Here is a 19,258-nt window from a genome sequence, read left to right as displayed (position 1 = left end):
TTTAAGCAGAGACCGTCGCGGTAGTGGTGGCGCGGCTGGTACGGAGCACCAGGACCAGGCCAAAGATGACGGCGACGGCGTTGGCAATCGCGTAGCCGAGGACCGCGCCACGGGCGCCAAGACGCGGGACCGCGACAATGTCGACGACGACCGTGGTCGCCAGGACAAGTCCCCACTTGATCGCCACCCAGCGTGGTTTGCGCAGGTAGACGGGCAACAAGCTCAGACCAACGTCGGCAAAGATCAGTGTGGACGCCAGCGCCGCCAGTCGCAACAGCACCACGGTTTCCCCGAAGGCCTCGCCGTAGAGCAGCCGCACCACGGGCCCGGCGCAGAGCGCAAGAATGATGGCACCAGTTACGCCGATGATCGACATGCCCGCCGCCACGCGCAGCACGTTGCGCCGCGCAGCGGCGGCTGATTGTTGCGCGAACACGTACATCGGCGCCACGCCCGCGGCCAGGATGGTGGCGATGGTGGTGAAGTTGTCGAGCACCTGCATGGTGGCAGCATAAGTCCCCAGTTCGGCCAGCGGCACGGCCGGCTTCAGAATCAACTGGTCGGCGCGGCGCGCGGCGACCATCAGCATAAAGCTGATCCAGAACAGCGAGCCGTCGCGCACCAGTTCGCGAGTGAGCGCCGGTTCGTGCGACGGGACGACCCGGGGGGCGCGGGACAAGTAGTACCAGGTGAGCAGCACTGCCGCGATCAGCGGCTCGATGGCGAATGCGGTGGCATAGGCAGGTACCAGTTCCACACCGGCAAAGAACAGCGTTGCGATCATTCCAGCCTTTGCCGCGAGGGCGACCAGGTTGAACACGACGTTGGGCCGGTTGTGGGTGCGCGCCTGCATCCACGCGATCACGACGCCGAACGGCTCGCGCATCATGACGGCAGTACCGAGAATGGCGGCAGGAATCCAGGTGTCGGCGGGCTGCTGGGTGATCGCCAGCCAGAGGCACATCAGCGCGTAGCCGGCTATGCCGGCGGTCAGCCGAATCGCGAAGGCGTGTGCGACCAGAACATGCCTGGCCTCCGGCGTGGCCATTGCCACCAGCCGGGGCACCACCACCTCCGCCGAGCACAGCAGCGGTATCGACGCCGCTATGAACACCAGCGACTGCGCGTATTGAAAGTGCCCGAAGCCCTCGGCGCCGAGGGCGCGTGCCAGCATGGCGACGACGCCGATCCCCACGGCCACCTGCAGGCCTCGGTCGGCTAGCATCCAGAGCAGATTGCCTGCGACTCTGCGGCGCATCAGTGTTTTTCCTTCAGGTCCTGGTACTGCGCTAGCCATTGCCGGGCCACGGCTGCCACATCGAAGCGGCTGACGATCTGCTGCCGGCGGCGGTCTCGTTCGGCCTGCGTGCCTGGCAGCCGGGCGATCGCTTCGCGCAGGGCGCGCGCCAGGGCATGCGCATCCCCTACGGGCGTCAGCGTGGCGGTGCCGCCCGCCAGTTCCGATACGCCTGCTGCGGCCGTCGAGACCACAGGCAGGCCACTGGCCAGCGCTTCGCCCACCGCAAGTGGCATGCCTTCGATTCGCGACGACAGCACGAAGACGTCGGCCGCCCGCAACAGCTCGGGGACGTCGCTTCTTGCGCCGGCCAGCAGGACGGAGCCGTTCAGCCCATGCTGCGCGATCTTGGCCGCCAGGTCTGACCGCAGCGGTCCATCGCCGGCAATCATCAGCCTTGTGCCGGGAATCAGCGCGGCCACTTCACGGAATGCCTCGATCAACATGGCCTGGTCTTTCTCGGGGACCAGCCTGCCGACGTTCAGCAGCAGGACATTCCCGGGGCTCAGGCCGAGTTCGCGGCGTGCGCGCTCGCGCGAGGCGTCGTCTGGCCGGAAGCAGCCGGTATCAATGCCGTTGGGGATCACCGTGACGCGTCGGGCCGGTACCGCGCCGCTGGCGATCATGGCGTCCCTGCCGGCATCGCTGACATGCGTGGTCAGCGTGCACCACCGGTCAGTCATGCGATAGGCCATGGCGCGCAGCCTGCCGCCTTCCCGCGCGCTGTGCGCAGTGCAGATCAAAGGCGGAGTGCGGCCCAGCCGAGTCAGCGCCCGGGCAAACAGGTTGCTGTGGACCATGTGCGCATGGATGACGTCGGGCTGCCACCGAAGCACGATCTGTCTGGCCTTGCGCAGTGCCGCCAGCATCGACTGGGGTGTCTTGCGCATGCCGAGTTCGGTGACGGCGATATCGGGGGGCAGTTCGATTTCCCGGCCCGCGGTCAGGCTCAGGATGGCAACCTCGTTGCCAAGTTCGACGAAGGCGCGGGCAAGGGCGGCGACCTGCTGCTCGGCGCCGCCAAGCTTGAGCCCCGTGGTAACGAGCAGGATACGCAAGGGCCGCTGTCCAGCGCGTCCGCCAACGGCAGACATCAACGCGCCCCGTAGCCGGTTGCCAGCGTCCGCAGCGTCTTCACCGCAATCAGCAAATCCAGCGCCAGCGCACAGTGCTTGACGTAGTACAGGTCGTAGCTAAGCTTGGTCACGGTTTCCTCATGGCTGCCGGCATAGCCCTGCTGCACCTGTGCCCAACCCGACAGGCCCGGCCGCACGAGGTGGCGGTAGGGGTAATAGGCGATGGTCTCGGAGAAGCGATCTACCATCGGAGCCTGTTCTGGCCGAGGACCGATCAGGCTCATATGCCCCAGCAGCACATTCCACAGCTGCGGGATCTCGTCCAGGCGATACTTGCGAATGACTCGGCCGACGCGCGTGATACGCGGATCGCGGCGTGCGGCGAACATGGCGGGCGCGCTGCTGTCGGCGCCCATGCTGCGGAACTTGAGCATCACGAACGGTTTGCCGAAGAGGCCGACGCGCTGCTGGCGGAAGATGGCGCCGCCAGGCGTTTCCAGCCGGATCGCGAGCGCGACGGCCAGGCCCAGCGGCACGGCGATCGGCGCCAGGCACAGGACGGTGACGATATCGACCACACGCTTCAGGTAGCCGTACAGGTAATGGGCCGCGTAGTCGTCCAGGAAGTTCTCGTCGATATGTGCCAGGCCAACCCGGCCGGTCAGCATTTCGCCTACGCGCTCTACCGAATACATCCGCACATGGCTCATCTTGTAGTGCGCGAGCAGGCGCGTGCGTTCCGGATCGCCGGTGACGCTGCGCTCGACCATCAGGCCGTCGAAATGCCTGGCGTCCTCCAGCGAGCCAACCGGCTCGAAGCGGATGCGGGCTGCCGGTGCGGCGCCGGGCATGGCGAGTATTGCCTCGAGCTGCGTCAATGTGTGCGAATCGGTATATCCGAACAATGGCACGTAGTTCTGCACGAAGCGGCGGTAACCGGCCCAGATCCAGGCCAGCGTGATGACATATGCCAGCAGCAGGGCGCCTCGTGAATACTCGATATGAAACGCGGCAAAGGCAAAAAGCAGCCCGCAGAAGGGCAGCGTGACCGCCAGCCCCGCCAGGCTGTTGCCTTCCATGGCTGGCAGGTGCAGCGAGCGGTTGAGCAGCATGAACGCGAACAGGTACGGCACCACCGACCACAGCAACGTGCGCGTGAACACGTAGGTGACAAAGCCCGCGCGATGGGCCATCTCGGCGAATACCGCGCTGATCGCGAACAACGCCAGGCCGAGCACCGCCCACGTCAGCATCCGGCTCACGCGGCGCACCGTCTCGGAGCCGCCGATGTGGCGGCGCAGGGCGTGGCGGCGCAGGCTGTCGGATTTTGTGTTCATCATGTCGGCACCCGAGCGGCGCGAGGCGTGCGCACCAGTGCATCGCGATAGACGGACCAAGTCGCTTCGGTCATCCGTTCCAGTCCATAGTGTTGCTCCCAACGCAGGCGCGCAGCACTGCCGAGCGCGCCGCGCAGTGTGGCGTCTGAGGCAAGGCGTTCCAGCGATGCAGAAAACCCGGGCTCGTCATTGTGGTCGACCAGCAGCCCATGCTTGTTGTGCCCGATCTGTTCGCGGATGCCGGGCAGGTCCGACGCGATCACGGCCAGTCCGGCCCGCATGGCTTCGAGCACCGACAGCGGCAAGCCCTCATGGTCCGAGGCCAGCACAAAGGCCTGCGCGGACGCCAGCAGGGCGGCAATGTCCGCTACATTGCCCGGAAAACGTACGCGCCCGGGCGCGAGCTGTTGTGCGAGCTGCTCCATGGCTTTGCGCTGCGGGCCGTCGCCTGCCAACACCAGTTCGCAATCGTGAAGATTTGCTCGCGCAAACGCGCGGATGACCGCGTCGGGTCGCTTTGGCGCGGCAAAGCGCGCGACCATCACAATCCTGCGCAGCGGCGCTTGCGGTGCCGCGCGATGATCGGTGTCCGGAATGCCATTGGCAATCACCGCGATGCGATCGGCGGGAATCGGCAGTGACCGGGCAAGCCGGAGCTCGGCCTCGGCAACGCAGATCACGCGCGACGCCAGCGGCGCCAGCAGCCACTCCGCCGCGCGCGCTGCTAGACGTTGGCGCCATGGCGCTTCGGGCTTGAAGGCAAAACCATGCACCGTGTAGACCACGGGGATTCTCAGCAGGAAGCCGGCGATGCGGCCAAGCGCGCCTGCCTTGGCACTGTGCGCATGGATCAGGTCAGGGGCCGCCGTCTTCAGCGCTTGCACCAGCTCGCGCAATGCGGTAACGGCGCGCCAGGGAGAAAGGGCGTTGTCGAGCCGGGAAAGCCGCATGATTTTCGCCCCGGTACGGGTGGCGATATCGAACAGCGGCCCCTCGCCGCCCGCCAGCAAGACGGTTTCGGCGCGTCCCTGCATTGACTGCAGCAGGTCACCGACATGCGACTGCGCCCCCCCGATCTCCGAATTGGTGATCAGATAAGCGATGCGCAGGCGCGGCGAAGGCTGTGCGGTGGACGTCAAGTGTGCGTACGAAATTAGCTAGGTCGCAACCGCCACTTGGCCGGAAAGCACCGGCGAGTTATGGCAGCTTCCGTATTGTCGGGCAATCGCCGTCGGGTCCAATGCGACCGGATAGCGAAAGGCGCGGCCTAGCGGGCGGCGAAGTGTAGCTTCAGGTGTAGGACAGACGCTGAAAATTGCGCCGGTCCGGTATATTGCGGCGATTATACCGCCCGCCAGTCGCGCAATCCGGCAAAATAGCCCCTTTGATTCGTTCCAAGAGCCCGATCTGGTGTCGTCGTCCACGTCTTGGCAGTGTGCGTCGCGCCCGACAGACTGACAGGAAGCCATATGCAAATCGAACCTTCTATTTTCAAAGCCTATGACATCCGCGGCATCGTGGGCAAAACGCTCCACCGCGACGTCGCACGCCTGATTGGCTTGTCGTTCGGTTCGGCCGCTGCAGAGCTCGGCGAGAAAACCGTCGTAGTAGGCCGCGACGGCCGCCTCTCCGGCCCCGACCTGATCGCCGGCCTGGTAGAAGGCCTGCGTGCCGCCGGCCTGGACGTGATCGACATCGGCCTTGTCGCCACCCCGATGGTCTATTTCGCCACCAACATCGAAATCGACGGCGTGTGCGCCACCTCCGGCATCATGGTCACCGGCAGCCACAACCCGCCCGACTACAACGGCTTCAAAATGGTCCTGGCCGGCCAGGCGATCTACGGCGAGCAGATCCAGGCGCTGCGCCAGCGCATCGAGGCCGGCGCTTTCGCCAGCGGCAGCGGCACCTACAAGCAAGTCGATGTGCGCCAGAAGTACCTCGACCGCATCATCGGCGACGTCAAGCTGGCCCGTCCGATGAAGATCGCACTGGATGCCGGCAACGGCGTAGCCGGCGCCTTCGTCGGCGACCTGTTCCGCGGCCTGGGCTGCCAGGTGACGGAGCTGTTCTGTGACGTCGACGGCAACTTCCCCAACCACCACCCCGATCCCGCGCATGTGGAGAACCTGCAGGACCTGATGCAGTGCCTGCGCGAGACCGACTGCGAGCTGGGCCTTGCCTTCGATGGCGACGGCGACCGCCTGGGCGTGGTAACCAAGGATGGGCAGGTGATTTTCCCGGACCGCCAGCTGATGCTGTTCGCCGAGGAGATCCTGTCGCGCAATCCGGGCGCTCAGGTGATCTACGACGTCAAGTGCACCGGCAAGCTGGCGCCATGGATCCGCCAGCATGGCGGCGAGCCGCTGATGTGGAAGACCGGCCATTCGCTGGTGAAGGCCAAGCTGAAGGAAACCGGTGCGCCGATCGCCGGCGAGATGAGCGGCCACGTGTTCTTCAAGGACCGCTGGTACGGCTTTGACGATGGCCTGTACACCGGCGCGCGCCTGCTGGAAATCCTGTCGCGCCACGCCGATCCGAGCGCGGTGCTGAACGCGCTGCCGAACGCCAACAATACGCCGGAGCTGCAGCTCAAGTGCGCCGAGGGCGAGCCGTTCACGCTGCTGGACAAGATCAAGGCGAACGCCAAATTCGAAGGCGCACGCGAGGTGATCACCATCGACGGCGTGCGCGTGGAATATGCCGATGGCTTTGGCCTGGCGCGTCCGTCCAACACAACGCCGGTGGTGGTGATGCGCTTCGAGGCTGACAACGACGCGGCGCTGGCGCGCATCCAGGCGGAGTTCAAGCGCGTGATCCTGGCCGAGAAGCCGGATGCTCAGCTCCCGTTCTGAGCGCGCGGCGGTGCCACAGGCATCGCCGGACGCGTCCGGGGTGGTGCAGCCCATGCCGGCGGCGGCGCCGTTCCCGTTGCCGGAGCGGCCGCGCATCCTGCTGGTCAAGGTGTCGTCGCTGGGCGACGTGGTCCACAACATGCCGCTGGTGCACGACCTGCGCATGCGCTGGCCGGACGCCGAGATCGACTGGGTGGTGGAAGAGGGCTACGTCGAACTGGTGCGCCTGTTGCCGGATGTGCGCCGCGTGATCCCGTTCGCGCTGCGGCGCTGGCGCAAGCGCATCCTGCAGGGCGGCACCTGGCGCGAGATCGGCGCGGTGCGCGATGCGCTGCGGGCCGAGCGCTACGACGCCGTGATCGAAAGCCAGGGTTTGCTCAAGACCGCGGTGGTCGCGCGCGTGGCGACGCGTGCGCCGGGTGCGCCGATCATCGGGCTGGGCAATGCCACGCAGGGCTCGGGCTATGAGCCGGCGGCACGGCTGCTGTACACCGATCCGGTGCAGGTGCCGCGCCAGACCCATTCGGTGCGCCGCTCGCGCTTGCTGGGCGCGGCGCTGACCGGGATGGCGCCGGCGGAGCCGCCGCGGTTCTTCGGGCAGGCCGCGCAGTCCTTGCATGTCGACGATCCGTTGTGGGCGAACCTGCCTGCGCGCTATGCCGTGTGCTTCCATGCGACGGCCGGCGCGCGCAAGAAGTGGGCGGTGCAGAACTGGCACGCGCTGGGCAACCGGCTGCGTGCCGAGGGCCTGGCCATGCTGCTGCCGTGGGGCAATGACAAGGAGCGCCAGGCCGCCGAAGAGATCGCCGCCGGCGTGCCGCAGGCACAGGTGCTGCCGCGATTCTCGGTAATGCAGGGCTTCGGGCTGATCAACCGGGCCGAGGTCGTGATCGGCGTCGATACGGGTCTGGTCCATATCGCCGCGGCGCTGTGCCGCCCCACGGTGGAAATCTACACCGCCACCTGGCGCTGGAAGACCGAGGGCTACTGGTCCGGGCGCATCGCCAATGTCGGCGACGACGGCGTGGTGCCGTCGGTCGATGAAGTCTACGAGGCGGCCTGCCGCGTGCGCGGGGTGCCTGCCTGATGCTGCGCCTGATCTACAGCCTGTTGTGGCTGGCCGTGTTGCCGCTCGCGCTGTTGCGCCTGGCATGGCGTGCGCGCAAGGAGCCGGGCTACGTGCAGCATGTCGGCGAGCGCCTGGGCGTCTACGGCAACCTGCCAAGGAAGGGCCCGTGGCTCTGGGTCCACGCCGTGTCAGTCGGCGAGACCCGCGCCGCGCAGCCGCTGATCGAAGCCCTGCTCGGTGCCTATCCGCACCACCGCCTGTTGCTCACGCACATGACGCCGACCGGCCGCCATACCGGCGCGCAGCTGTTCGGCAAGGAGCCGCGCATCCTGCAGTGCTACCTGCCGTATGACCTGCCGTGGCTGGTGGGGCGGTTTATGCGGTATTTCCGGCCGGAGGCGGGCATGCTGATGGAGACCGAGGTGTGGCCCAATGTCGTGCACGGCGCGCGCAAGGCGGGGGTGCCGCTGTACCTGGTCAACGCGCGCCTGTCGCCGCGCAGCTTCCGGCGCACGGCGCGCTTCGGGCGCGCGGCGGCGTCGATGTACCGGGACTTTGCGGGCGTGCTGGCGCAGACGGCTGGCGATGCCGAGCGCTTTCGCGCGCTGGGCGTGCCGGCGGTACAGATCACCGGCAACCTGAAGTTCGACATGCAGCCCGCACCGGCGGGCGTGGCGCTGGGCGAACGGCTGCGCAAGGCGTTCGGCGCACGCAAGGTGCTCGCGGCCGCCAGCACGCGCGAAGGGGAGGAGCCTCTGCTGCTCGACGCCTTCTCGCGCTGGCAGGCGTTGGCCGGCGACGTGCCGCGTCCGGCCTTGCTGCTGATCCCGCGCCATCCGCAGCGCTTCGATGAAGTGGCGGCGATGGCTGCGCGGGCGGGATTTTCGGTCCAACGCCGCAGTGCGCTGGATCTCGACAAGGTGCAGGCTCCGATCACGGCGGATATCGTGCTGGGCGATTCGATGGGCGAGATGGCGATGTACTTCGCCGCATCGGACCTCGCCTTCATCGGCGGCAGCCTGATGCCGCTAGGCGGGCAGAACCTGATCGAGGCCTGCGCGGTCGGCACGCCGGTGCTGATCGGCCCGCATACCTTCAATTTCGCGCAGGCGACGGAGGATGCGATTGCCGCGGGTGCTTGCCTGCGCGTCGGCAATGCCGATGAGCTGGTACGCACCGCCGCCGGCGTGCTGGCCGAGCCGGCGCGCCTGGCCGACATGCATGCGCATGCGCAGACCTTTGCCGGCCTGCATCGCGGCGCGACCGTCCGCACGCTGGCCGCGCTGGCGCCCGTGCTGGAAGACTGAGCTGACGACTAAGGCGCCGCGCTGGATGGCGGCGCCTTGACCAGCGCGTCCCACTGCGCGGAAATCCGCTCCAGCGCAAATCCGTTCGCCTTGGCCCGGCCGCTGGCAGCAAGCCGGCTTGCGGTTTCCGGCTCCCGGATCACCGTCAGCAGCGCCGAGGCCAGCGCCTCGGCGTTGTCCGCGGGAACGACCAGTGCGTCTTGTCCCGGCGCGAGCAGTTCGCGCGGCCCGGTCTCGCAATCGGTCGATACGATCGGCAGGCCGAAGGCCATGGCTTCGATCAGCACCAGGCCAAAGCCTTCATAGCGCGAACTCAGACAGAACACCGACGCGCGCCCATAGGCCTGCGCCGGGTCGTGGCAGACGCCCGGCAGGCTGACCCGGCCTTCCAGGCCGAGCTGCGCGGCCAACGCGGTCAGGGCAGGGCGCTCCTCGCCTTCGCCGTGGATGAGCAGTTGCCATTCCGGCTCCTGTGCCGCGACCTGCTGCCAGGCGCGCAGCAACACATCGAAGCCCTTTGCCGCCACCAGCCGCCCCATGGCAAGCACGGTCTTCCGAGTACGCGGAGCGGGCGCGGCGGGCATGGGGAAGGGCAGCGGGTTGGGCAGGCAAACCACGTCGCTGCGCGGGCGCAGGGCTTCCAGCCAGCGGCTGCGATCCCGCTCCGTCAGCACCACCACCTGCCGGCAGAAGCGCGCCGCCAGGCGCCTGGCGAGCTTGCGTGCCGGCTTGCCGAGATCCTCGTCGAAGTGGCAATGCTCCCAGGCGATATGGTGCAGTCCCATGCCGGCGGTGGCCGGCAGCACGAACAGCGCGAGCATGGTGTCGACCTGTACCAGCACCTCGGTCCGGTGCGCGGCGCAATGGCGGCGGATGCCGGCCACGGTGGCGAGATATTCGCGCCGGAACGACGGCCGCTGCGCGAACAGCGCTTGATGGCGGATGGCCGGATGCAGCGGGAACTGGCTGGCCGTATCCCACAGGCTCAGGATGGTGACGTGGTGGCCGAGCGCCGCGAGCGCGTTGGCGATGGTCGCGGTCATGCGCTCGGCCCCCGCCATCGCGTTGAGCGTGCCGGTCAGGAAGCAGATACGGCGGCCCGTCATGGGTGCGGCTGTGGCGCAGCGTAGCGGCTGGCTGCGCGCGGGTTGTGGCGATGCATGGCTATCAGGGCGATAGAGTCGGAGGGCAGGGTGGGTCCGCAATTATCCTTGGGTTTGCGCCGCGATGGTGGCGGATCGTGGCATGAAATGCCAGCGCGGTACACTACCCAGCAGCATTGTGCAGCCGGCAATGCTGAACTTGCTCGAATCCGCCAGGCTCTAAGCCAGCATGTAGCGTCGATGGCCGCAAATGGCCCCGGCGCCTTGTCACAGGAGCTTTCCCCTATGCAGACATCCCTTCGTGGTAACTGTCGGACGATCGGCCTGCGCTGCGCCGCCTTTGCCCTCGTCACCGTTGCCGCCACACTTGCCGCCTGCACCACCGGCCCGGCGCCGGGCCTGCCCAGTGCCGGCGCCAGCCTGAACCAGACCCAGCCCTCCGGCCCGAGCCGCTGGGAACTGGTGCGCTGGCAGCAAGCCGACGGTACGCTGCGCGACATCCCGCATGGCGACAACGGCGAGCCCATCATCTTCGAGTTCAACGACGGCATCGATGCCGCGCAGGGCACGGTCAGCGGCACCAGCGGCTGCAACCGTTTTACCGGCAGCTATGGCAAGACCGACACCGGCATCCGCTTCGACCGCGTCGCCGGCACGCGCATGGCCTGCCCGCCGGCGCGCATGGAGCTCGAATCCGCGCTGCTCAAAGCGATGCAGACGCCGTTCGCCACCGTCGGCACGCAGCCGTCGGCGGGCAGCACCGGCCGGCAGATCGTCTGGAAGACCGCCAGTGGCGACCTGCTGCAGTTTGTCGAGCGTGAAGGCGTGGGCAAGCGCGGCGCGCGCACGGATGCGGGCGGGGTGGAGAAGACCGTCTATATCGATTCGCAGCGCGTGGAGTGCACGGGCGTCGGCAAGATGATGTGCTACCGCTGGCGCGAATCGCCCGATGCGCCGTGGCAGCTCTGGTATGGCCCGATCGAAGGGCTGGACTTCGAGCATGGCGTGTCCTACAAGCTGCGCGTGCGCGAGTACCAGGTGCCGAACCCGCCGGCGGATGCGTCGTCGATCCGGTGGCAGCTGCTGAATGTGGAGTCGCGCACGCGGGCACGGTAGGGTAAGCCGTCACCAAAGCAAAACGGGCCAATCGCGGCCCGTTTTGCTTTGTGACCGCCGCTCAGGAGCGCGGCGTGCCGGTCGGAACCGCTTCACGCCGCCCGCCCCGGCGTTCGGCCGCGGACGCGGGTTTTGCCGGCACCTTGCCGTTCGCCTGCGCTGGCACCGGCAGCTTGTACAACGCGCCCGGCGACGAGGTCAGCAGCGTATTGATCTGCACCACGTCCGACTCCTGCAGCACGGCGGTGGAAGCCTTCAGCCGCAGCCCGTTCATGATGGTGTCATAACGCGCCCTGGCCAGGTCGCGGCGGGTGGAGAATAGCTGCGCCTCGGCGTTGAGCACGTCGATATTGATACGCACACCCACCTCATAGCCAAGCTGGTTGGACTCCACCGCGCTCTGCGCCGAGCGTTCCGCGGCTTCCAGCGCCTTCACCTGCGCCAGCCCGTTGGACACGCCCGAATACGTCTGCCGCGCCGTCTGTGCGGCGGTGCGGCGGGCAAATTCCAGGTCGCTGGCGGCCTTGTCGGCGAGCGCCAGCGTTTCGCGCACGCGCGACTGGATCTGGCCGCCGGCAAAGATCGGCATGGTCAGCTGTACGCCGATCTGCGACGCGTTGTAGTGGGTCGAGATCGCCTGCGTGGCGCTGCCGGTCTGGTTGGTGTACCCGTACGAAGCCACCAGGTCGACCGACGGCAGGTGCCCGGCCTTGGCCTTGTTGGTCTCGCGCTGCGCGGTCTCGAGGTTGTAGCTGGCCAGGTTGACCTGCAGGTTGCTGCTCTCCGCCTGCGCGGCCCACGCGTTGACATCGGGCGGCTGCGGGCCGGGGATGGGCGCCTCGGGGCGCAGGCCCAGCACTTCGTCGACCGGCTTGCCAGTGATCTGCTGCAGCGTGGCGCGCCGGATCTCCAGGTCGCTCTGCGCGGCGATCTCGGTCGAGGTCGCCAGGTCGTAGCGGGCCTGGGCGTCGTTGGTGTCGGTGATGGTGGCGGTGCCGACCTCGAAGTTGCGCTTGGCCTGCTCCAGTTGCTCGCCGATGGCCTTCTTCTGCGCGCGCGCCAGGTACAGGTTGTCCTGCGCCGCCAGCACGTCGAAGTAGGCCTGCGCTGCGCGCGTGATCAGGTCGAGCTCGGCCTGGTGGAAGGTGACTTCGCCCGCCAGCGCGGCCAGTTCGCCCTGCTTGTAGGTTTCCCAGCGGTCCCAGCGGAACAGCGGCTGGCTCAGCTGCAGCTGCCAGTTGTTGTTGTTGAAGAAGCGCGTGCCGGAGGCACTGGCGCCGGTGCCGAGCGGCAGCGACGCGGTCTGGTCAAGCTTGGTGCGCGACGCGCCAGCGGTGCCGATGACCTGCGGCAGCAGCCCGGCGCGCCCCTGCGGCAGCCTCTCGCGCGTGGCCAGCAACTGCGAGCGGGCGCTGGCGAACTGCGCGTCATTGGCTTGCGCATCGCGATAGACCTGCAGCAGGTCGGCCGCGCTTGCCGATGCCGCGGGCATCACGGCCAACAGCGGGGCAAGCAGGGAAACCGCGATCGCCAGGCGTGTCCGGATTGCTCCGGACAGGGCGTTGGGCGCAAACGTCATGACACCTCCAGGTTGCCGGGCACAGCCACGGCCTACGGTCGTTTCTTCTTCGGATTGCTGCCTGGGTGCCTGCCCAGGACTGCCGCGGTCGCGGCCGGCCCGCCGGTCGGTTACCGGCAGGCCGCGGCTGGCTTCAGTACTTCGGCATGGCCGGGTCGACCTCGCTGGCCCACGCGTCGACGCCGCCGGTCAGGTTGTAGACCTTGGCGTAGCCCTGGCGCTCCAGGTAGGCGGCCACCTGCATGCTGCGCATGCCGTGGTGGCAGATGCAGACGATGTCGGCGTCCTCGTCCAGCTCGGCTGCGCGCGCGGGGATGTCTCGCATCGGGATGTGGGTGATGCCGGGCATGGCGCAGGTCTGCACCTCCCAGCCTTCACGCACGTCGAGCAGGACCGGTTTGGCGCGGCTGGCGTCGGCCAGCCACTGTGCCAGTTCGGTCGGCTTGATGACCTGCATGATGACTCCGTCCTCAGAACTGGAACTGCGAGGGCCGGGCCGCGCCCTGCAGGGGCTTGACCGCGGTCTCGAACAGGTTGACGACCTGGTATTCGGTTTCGGACACGCGCGTGATCAGGCGCGCTTCCATCACCGGCAGTTCGCCCACGAAGGCGGCGATGCGCCCGCCCACCTTGACCTGCGACAGGATCGACTGCGGGATGGCCGGCAGCGAGCCCGAGATGCAGATCACGTCGTACGGCGCGGCGGCGCTCCAGCCGTCGGCGGCGTTGCCTTCGGCCACGTCGACGTTGGTGATGCCGGCGTTGGCCAGGTTGGTGCGGGCCAGCTCGACCAGCTCAGGGACGATGTCCACGGTCAGCACGTGGCGGGCACGGTTGGCCAGCAGGGCGGCCATGTAGCCGGAGCCAGCGCCGATTTCCAGCACGTTTTCATGCTTGCGCACGGCCAGGTCCTGCAGGATGCGGGCTTCCACCCGCGGCGGCAGCATGTTCTGCCCGGCGGGCAGCGGAATCTCCATGTCGACGAACGCCAGCGAGGCGTACGCGGTCGGGACGAACTGCTCCCGCTTGACCACCGCCAGCAGGTCCAGGATTTCCTGGTCCAGCACGTCCCACGGGCGGATTTGTTGTTCGATCATGTTGAATCGGGCTTTTTCGAGATCCATCTTGCCATTCCTTACCAAGGCCAACCGCTGTCGTTCTGTGCGCCGGCCGCGCGGTGCCCACGGCCGGACAGTCTTATCAAACCCTTTATTTTAACCTTGCGGACGCCGCCAGGCTCATTCCGCGCTGGCCTCCCTGGGCGCCGGCAGTTCCGGGGCCGCGGGCTGGCCGGAGCTTGCCTGCGGATGTCCTGAGGGGTGCGCCGCGGGCTGCACGGCGGCCTTGCCGAACCACAGCCGCCGCAACCACGCCGCCAGGTCGTCCAGATACGTATAGATCACCGGCACCACCACCAGCGTCAGGATCGACGAGGTGACGATCCCGCCGATCACGGTCTGGCCCATCGGCGCGCGCTGCTCGGCGCCTTCGCCCAGGCTGAAGGCCAGCGGCACCATGCCGAAGATCATCGCCAGCGTGGTCATCAGGATCGGGCGCAGCCGCACGCGCGCCGCCTCCACCAGGGCCGCTTCCCGCGACAGCGGCTGCCGGCCGTCGGCGCCGTCCACATGGCCGTGCCGGGCCTGGTTGGCAAAGTCCACCAGCAGGATCGCGTTCTTGGTCACCAGCCCCATCAGCATGATGAAGCCGATGATCGAGAACATATTCAGCGTCGAGCGGAACAGCAGCAGCGCCGCGAACACCCCCACCAGCGTCAGTGGCAGCGAGGTCATGATGGCGACCGGCTGGAAGAAGCTGGCGAACTGCGAGGCCAGGATCATGTAGATAAAGATCACCGCCAGCGCCAGCGCCGACACGGCGTAGCCGAAGGACTCGTTCATCGACTTGGTCGAGCCGCCGAAACGGTACTTGTAGCCGGCCGGCCAGGTCATGCCGTCGAGCGTGCTCTTGACGTCGCGCGCCACCTCGCCGGCCGAGCGCCCGGCGACGTTGGCGGTCAGTTCGACCTCGCGGTTCAGGTCGCGCCGGCTGATCTGGTTGGCGCCGGTGGTGGGCACCAGCTCGGCGATCTGGCGCAGCGGCACCATCTTCGGCGAGCCGTCGCCGTTGGTCTGGCTGCTGGCGATCATCAGCCCGTTCAGATCAGCCATGCCGGTGCGCGCGTCCTTGGGCAGGCGCACGCGTACGTCGTAGTTCTCGTCGTTCGGTGCGCGCCACGAGCTGATGGCGTCGCCGGCCAGCAGCGGGCGCAGTGCGTTGCCGATCTGCGCCACGCCGACGCCCAGGTCCGAGGCCAGTTCGCGCCGGATGCGGACCTCGATGGTGGGGCGGTCATCCTTCATGCTCGAATCCAGGTCGGCCAGTCCCTGGATCGCCCGCATGCGGCGGCTGGCCTCCTGCGACAGCCGGCGCAGTTCGTCCAGGTCGTCGCCCTGGATCGATACCTGGATCGCCTTCTGGCCGCCGGCGCCGTCGGGCATGCCGACCATGGTCAGCGTGATGCCGGCGATGCTCGCCAGCCGCTCGCGGATCAGCGGGTTGAGTTGCGCGGTGGTCAGCTTGCGCGCGCGCCGCTCGGTCAGCCGCACCGACACCAGCGCGTTGTTGCGGCCCGAGGCGTTGCCCGAATTGATGGTGGCGTAGGTGTAGGCGACTTCCGGGAAGGATTTCAGCGCCGCTTCCACCTGCCGCACCTTGGACTCGGTGACTTCGATGGACGTGCCCACCGGCGTAGTGAAGCCGACCTGGGTCTCGCCAAGATCCGCATTGGGCACGAATTCCGTGCCGATCAGCGGTACCAGAGCAAAGCTGCCGAAGAAGGTCACCACCGCGATCAACGCGGTCGCCAGCCGGTGCTTCAGCGCCCAGCCCAGCATGGCGGCGTAGCCGTTGCCGAGGCGGTCCATCCGCGCCGAGAACCAGTCAAGCAAACGCCCCACCGTGCGTCCGTACCAGCTCTTCTTGTTGCCGGTACCGTGCAGGTCGGGATCGTGCCAGACCGAGGACAGCATCGGGTCCAGCGTGAACGAGACGAACATCGAGATCAGCACGGCCGCCACCACGGTGATGCCGAACTGGTGGAAGAAGCGCCCGATGATGCCGCCCATGAAGCCCACCGGCAGGAACACCGCCACGATCGAGAAGGTGGTGGCTAGCACCGCCAGCCCGATCTCGTTGGTGCCGTCCAGCGCTGCCGTGCGGTGGTCCTTGCCCATCAGATTGTGGCGCACGATGTTCTCGCGCACCACGATGGCATCGTCGATCAACAGGCCTACGCACAGCGACAGCGCCATCAGCGTGATCACGTTGAGCGTGAAGCCACACATATACATCACGCCGAAGGTGCCGATCAGCGCGATCGGCAGCGTCAGGCCGGTGATCACCGTGCTGCGCCAGGAGCCGAGGAACAGGAACACGATCGCCACCGTCAGGAATGCGCCTTCGAGCAGCGTCGATTGCACTTCCTTCACGCTGCTGCGGATGCCGCGCGCGGTGTCGTTGACCACGTTGAGCTGCACGCCGGCGGGCACCAGCTTGCGCACCTCGTTGGTCATGCGCACCAGGCCGTCGACGGTATCGACGGTGTTCTGGCCCTGCGCTTTCACCACGGAGAGGAAGAGGGCGCGCTTGCCGTCGAGCAGCGCCAGGCTCTCCTGCTCTTCCTGGCCGTCGCGCACGTCGGCGATCTCGCCCAGCGTGACCGGCTGGCCGGCGCGGCGCGCGACGATGATGTGGCGGAAGGCGTCGGGCGTGGGCACGCGGCCCTTGATCTGCACCACGGTTTCCGTCGCCGAGGAACGTAGCTCGCCCGCGGGCAGCTCCTGGTTCTCGCTGCGGATCGCGTTCATCACCTGGTCGACGCCGATGCCCAGCGCCTCCAGCTGTGCCGGCCGGATGCGGATCTCGACCTCGCGCTTGGTGCCGCCGACGATATTGATCGCGCCTACGCCGCGCACCGTCTCCAGCCGCTTGCGCACGATCTGGTCGGCGATCGTGGTCAGCTCGCGCTGACTGCGGCTGGCGCCGGGCGCATTGGACACCGACAGGTAGAAGATCGGCGCGTCGGATGGGTCATAGCGCAGCACGCGCGGCTCCTTGACCTCGTCACGGAACTGCGGGCGGATCAGCGCGATCTTGTCGCGCACGTCCTGCGCAGCCTGGCCGACATCGACGCTGAGGTCGAACTTGATGACGACGACCGAGGTGCCCTGGTACGAGTGCGAGAAGATCTCGTCGATACCCGAGATGGTGTTGACGATCTCCTCGACTTTGCGCGTGACGTCGGACTCGACCGACTCCGGCGCGGCGCCGGGGTATTCGGTCTGCACCACCACCACCGGGAAGGTGATGTCGGGAAACTGGTCGACCGGCAGCCGCTGGTAAGAGAACAGCCCGACCACGATGAAGGCCATCATCATCATGGTGGCCAGCACCGGGTTGCAAATGGACAGGCGGGTGAACCACATGGCGGCGTCAGGCCTTCACACGCCTGACCTGGCTGCCGCTGCGCAGCGTGCCCAGGTTGTTGCGCACGATCTCGGCGCCGGCATCGAGGCCGGAGACGATCTCCACCAGTCCGCTGGCCTCATCGCGGATGCCCAGCTGCACCGGCCGTTCGGCCAGCGTGTCCTTGTCGATGGCATAGACGAAGGCACGCTCGCTTTCCATGCGCACCGCCGACACCGGCACCGCCACCACGCCGGCGCGCTCGCCCAGCACCAGCGCGCCACGCGCGAACATGCCGGCGCGCAACCTGGCGTCGCTGTTCTCCACGCGGATATAGACCATGATGCTGCGCGTGCCCTGGCTGACCGCCGGGTTGATGCGCACCAGCTTGCCGGTAAAGCGGCCGGCGCCTTCCACGTCGAGCTCGACCGGCTGGCCGACCGCGGCGCGTGCGACGTCCGCCATCGGGATCGGCGCTTCCAGCTCCAGCACGCGCAGGTCCACCACGTCGACCAGGCGCGTGTCCGGCGACACCTTCTCGCCCGGCTGCACCGCGCGCGCGGACACCACGCCGTCCAGCGGCGCCTTCACCACCGTGTCGGCCAGCGCCTTCTGCGCCACGGCCAGGCCGCCCTGTGCGGCATCGAGGTTGGCGCGGGCCACGTCGAGGTCGGACTGGTACTTGTCGAATGCGGTCTTCGAGATAAAGCCCTTGCCGACCAGCTCGCGGTTGCGCTCCCAGGTCTGGTGCGAGTTCCGGAACTGTCCGCGCATGGCCAGCATCTGCCCGCGCGCCTGCGCCACCCTGGCCTCGTACTCGGTCGGGTCGATGCGCACGATCACCTGGCCGGCGCGCACGGGCTCGCCTTCGCGCACCAGCACCTGCTGCACCTCGCCGGAGACCTTGGCCTTGACCGAGGCCTGGTTCAGCGCGCGCAGGCTGCCCGACAGCGGCAGCGAGACCTGCAGGTCATGGCGGCCGGCGCTGACCAGGTCGGTCTGCAGGAATTCCACCACGTTCACCGCGGCCTGCGCCGACGGCTGCGGCTGCGGCTGCGGCTGGCGCGCGCTGCCGGCCTTGCGCACCGCGAGCGTGGCGCTCAGTGCGATGACGGCGCAGGCGGCGGTGATCAGCAGGGTCTTTCGCTTCATGTTCTGGGATTGGGCTCGGACTCGGGCTCGGCGGCGGTGCGCTGCGCCAGCATTTCGTCGCGGATGCGTTCCCAGACATAGGGGCCGTTCTGTGGCGGCAGCGGGCGATCGCGCGCTTCGCCGGCGGTCAGCCCGAACAGCAGCGTATCGAGCAGGTTGTCGAGGAAGGCTTCCGGATCGATGTCCTTTTCCGAGGTGGCGCGCAGCGCGCGCTGCCAAAGCATCAGGAACACCAGCGGCGCGCAGATCAGCGTGGTGGTGGGGTTGGCCGGCATCGCGCGGAATTCGCCGCGGGCCACCCCGCGGGCCAGCACCCTGGCGAACAGCTCGTCGCCCGGCACCATCACTTCCTCGTTGTAGAAGCGGGCGATGTCCGGGAAATTGCCCGACTCGGCCATGATCAGCTTGGTCAGCCCGGCCACCGTGGTGGCACCGATCAGACCCCACCAGCCGCGCAGCAGCTCGCGCAGCAGCTCGGGGGTGCTGCCTTCATATTTGTCGACCAGGTCCGTGCCGCGCGCCAGTGCTGGCACCAGGTTCTCGCGCACCACCGACTTGAACAGCTCTTCCTTATTGGCGAAATACAGGTAGACCGTGCCCTTGGACACGCCGGCCGCGGCGGCCACGTCTTCCAGGCGCGTGGCGGCGTAGCCGCGCTCCACGAACAGTTCGAGCGCGGCGGCCACCAGTTCCTGCGGGCGGGCGGCCTTGCGGCGGCTCCAGCGCGGGGCGTCGGCGTCTTTGTGCGGATCGGCGGGCGTTTTCACGGGTGTGTTGCGGGTACTGCGGGGCACGGGGGGTGATGGTTGTTAATAACTTGTCGGTCAGTAATGTAGAGTAGCGCTATGGGAGGGTCAAGCGCCCGGCAGCCGCCTCCGGGTACACACGGAGGCGAATGTG

At 67.7% G+C, this 19,258-nt stretch carries 15 protein-coding genes; 4 read left to right on the top strand and 11 right to left on the bottom strand.

Annotated features, from left to right (window positions below; genetic code table 11):
* Position 1: 1 nt before the first annotated feature.
* From AC10V3_RS16275 to AC10V3_RS16260, 4 genes are read right to left on the bottom strand one after another with little or no spacing between them, the layout of a single operon-like run.
* On the bottom strand, positions 2-1,258 hold the full coding sequence (locus AC10V3_RS16275) for an oligosaccharide flippase family protein (RefSeq protein ID WP_490922561.1): 1,257 nt from the start codon (positions 1,256-1,258) through the stop codon (positions 2-4).
* Positions 1,258-2,391 (bottom strand): glycosyltransferase, encoded by a 1,134-nt coding sequence (locus AC10V3_RS16270; protein WP_490922560.1) that lies wholly within the window; start codon positions 2,389-2,391, stop codon positions 1,258-1,260. The genes AC10V3_RS16275 and AC10V3_RS16270 overlap by 1 nt, the downstream gene beginning before the upstream one ends.
* Positions 2,391-3,710, bottom strand: a complete 1,320-nt coding sequence (locus AC10V3_RS16265) for a sugar transferase (protein ID WP_490923686.1) — start codon at positions 3,708-3,710, stop codon at positions 2,391-2,393. Before AC10V3_RS16265 ends, AC10V3_RS16270 begins: the two co-directional genes overlap by 1 nt.
* Positions 3,710-4,849: a glycosyltransferase family 4 protein gene (locus AC10V3_RS16260; protein WP_490922558.1), complete on the bottom strand. Its 1,140-nt coding sequence runs from the start codon at positions 4,847-4,849 to the stop codon at positions 3,710-3,712. The genes AC10V3_RS16265 and AC10V3_RS16260 overlap by 1 nt, the downstream gene beginning before the upstream one ends.
* 330 nt (positions 4,850-5,179) lie before the next feature.
* On the opposite strand from AC10V3_RS16260, the gene AC10V3_RS16255 reads away from it, so the two are divergent.
* From AC10V3_RS16255 to waaA, 3 genes are read left to right on the top strand one after another with little or no spacing between them, the layout of a single operon-like run.
* A complete protein-coding gene (locus AC10V3_RS16255) occupies positions 5,180-6,565 on the top strand; it encodes a phosphomannomutase/phosphoglucomutase (RefSeq protein WP_490922557.1) in 1,386 nt (461 codons plus the stop codon).
* Positions 6,546-7,652, top strand: a complete 1,107-nt coding sequence (gene waaC, locus AC10V3_RS16250) for a lipopolysaccharide heptosyltransferase I (RefSeq protein ID WP_490922555.1) — start codon at positions 6,546-6,548, stop codon at positions 7,650-7,652. The genes AC10V3_RS16255 and waaC overlap by 20 nt, the downstream gene beginning before the upstream one ends.
* Positions 7,652-8,941, top strand: a complete 1,290-nt coding sequence (gene waaA / locus AC10V3_RS16245) for a lipid IV(A) 3-deoxy-D-manno-octulosonic acid transferase (protein WP_490922554.1) — start codon at positions 7,652-7,654, stop codon at positions 8,939-8,941. The genes waaC and waaA overlap by 1 nt, the downstream gene beginning before the upstream one ends.
* Before the next feature lie 8 nt (positions 8,942-8,949).
* On the opposite strand, the gene AC10V3_RS16240 is transcribed toward waaA, so the two are convergent.
* Positions 8,950-10,047: a glycosyltransferase family 4 protein gene (locus tag AC10V3_RS16240; protein WP_022536300.1), complete on the bottom strand. Its 1,098-nt coding sequence runs from the start codon at positions 10,045-10,047 to the stop codon at positions 8,950-8,952.
* Between the two features lie 282 nt (positions 10,048-10,329).
* Between AC10V3_RS16240 and AC10V3_RS16235 the strand changes: the two genes are divergently transcribed.
* A complete protein-coding gene (locus AC10V3_RS16235) occupies positions 10,330-11,160 on the top strand; it encodes an META and DUF4377 domain-containing protein (RefSeq protein ID WP_490922553.1) in 831 nt (276 codons plus the stop codon).
* A gap of 61 nt (positions 11,161-11,221) precedes the next feature.
* Here the strand turns inward: AC10V3_RS16235 and AC10V3_RS16230 are convergent, their stop codons facing one another.
* From AC10V3_RS16230 to AC10V3_RS16205, 6 genes are all read right to left on the bottom strand, one after another.
* Positions 11,222-12,739, bottom strand: a complete 1,518-nt coding sequence (locus AC10V3_RS16230; protein ID WP_490922552.1) for a TolC family outer membrane protein — start codon at positions 12,737-12,739, stop codon at positions 11,222-11,224.
* A gap of 133 nt (positions 12,740-12,872) precedes the next feature.
* On the bottom strand, positions 12,873-13,196 hold the full coding sequence (locus AC10V3_RS16225) for a rhodanese-like domain-containing protein (RefSeq protein WP_490922550.1): 324 nt from the start codon (positions 13,194-13,196) through the stop codon (positions 12,873-12,875).
* A gap of 13 nt (positions 13,197-13,209) precedes the next feature.
* On the bottom strand, positions 13,210-13,863 hold the full coding sequence (locus AC10V3_RS16220) for a protein-L-isoaspartate O-methyltransferase family protein (protein WP_022536296.1): 654 nt from the start codon (positions 13,861-13,863) through the stop codon (positions 13,210-13,212).
* 114 nt (positions 13,864-13,977) lie between these two features.
* The gene (locus AC10V3_RS16215) at positions 13,978-17,226 is read right to left on the bottom strand and encodes an efflux RND transporter permease subunit (protein ID WP_490922548.1); all 3,249 of its coding nucleotides are present in this window, start codon (positions 17,224-17,226) and stop codon (positions 13,978-13,980) included.
* Between the two features lie 7 nt (positions 17,227-17,233).
* Positions 17,234-18,358 carry an efflux RND transporter periplasmic adaptor subunit gene (locus AC10V3_RS16210; protein WP_490922547.1) on the bottom strand — a complete coding sequence of 375 codons (1,125 nt, stop codon included), beginning with the start codon at positions 18,356-18,358 and terminating at the stop codon, positions 17,234-17,236.
* Positions 18,355-19,152: a TetR/AcrR family transcriptional regulator gene (locus AC10V3_RS16205; RefSeq protein ID WP_490922546.1), complete on the bottom strand. Its 798-nt coding sequence runs from the start codon at positions 19,150-19,152 to the stop codon at positions 18,355-18,357. Before AC10V3_RS16205 ends, AC10V3_RS16210 begins: the two co-directional genes overlap by 4 nt.
* Positions 19,153-19,258: the final 106 nt, after the last annotated feature.

Source organism: Cupriavidus sp. PB-02, from assembly GCF_058252315.1.
The sequence above is the reverse complement of the archived record's forward strand: the minus strand, read 5'-3'. Positions and strand labels throughout refer to the sequence as shown.

Coding starts and splice junctions, on each gene's coding strand:
- AC10V3_RS16275 (WP_490922561.1), bottom strand. CDS start 1,258: ATGCGCCGCAGAGTCGCAGGCAATCTGCTCTGGATGCTAGCCGACCGA.
- AC10V3_RS16270 (WP_490922560.1), bottom strand. CDS start 2,391: ATGTCTGCCGTTGGCGGACGCGCTGGACAGCGGCCCTTGCGTATCCTG.
- AC10V3_RS16265 (WP_490923686.1), bottom strand. CDS start 3,710: ATGAACACAAAATCCGACAGCCTGCGCCGCCACGCCCTGCGCCGCCAC.
- AC10V3_RS16255 (WP_490922557.1), top strand. CDS start 5,180: ATGCAAATCGAACCTTCTATTTTCAAAGCCTATGACATCCGCGGCATC.
- waaC (WP_490922555.1), top strand. CDS start 6,546: ATGCTCAGCTCCCGTTCTGAGCGCGCGGCGGTGCCACAGGCATCGCCG.
- waaA (WP_490922554.1), top strand. CDS start 7,652: ATGCTGCGCCTGATCTACAGCCTGTTGTGGCTGGCCGTGTTGCCGCTC.
- AC10V3_RS16240 (WP_022536300.1), bottom strand. CDS start 10,047: ATGACGGGCCGCCGTATCTGCTTCCTGACCGGCACGCTCAACGCGATG.
- AC10V3_RS16235 (WP_490922553.1), top strand. CDS start 10,330: ATGCAGACATCCCTTCGTGGTAACTGTCGGACGATCGGCCTGCGCTGC.
- AC10V3_RS16230 (WP_490922552.1), bottom strand. CDS start 12,739: ATGACGTTTGCGCCCAACGCCCTGTCCGGAGCAATCCGGACACGCCTG.
- AC10V3_RS16225 (WP_490922550.1), bottom strand. CDS start 13,196: ATGCAGGTCATCAAGCCGACCGAACTGGCACAGTGGCTGGCCGACGCC.
- AC10V3_RS16220 (WP_022536296.1), bottom strand. CDS start 13,863: ATGGATCTCGAAAAAGCCCGATTCAACATGATCGAACAACAAATCCGC.
- AC10V3_RS16215 (WP_490922548.1), bottom strand. CDS start 17,226: ATGTGGTTCACCCGCCTGTCCATTTGCAACCCGGTGCTGGCCACCATG.
- AC10V3_RS16210 (WP_490922547.1), bottom strand. CDS start 18,358: ATGAAGCGAAAGACCCTGCTGATCACCGCCGCCTGCGCCGTCATCGCA.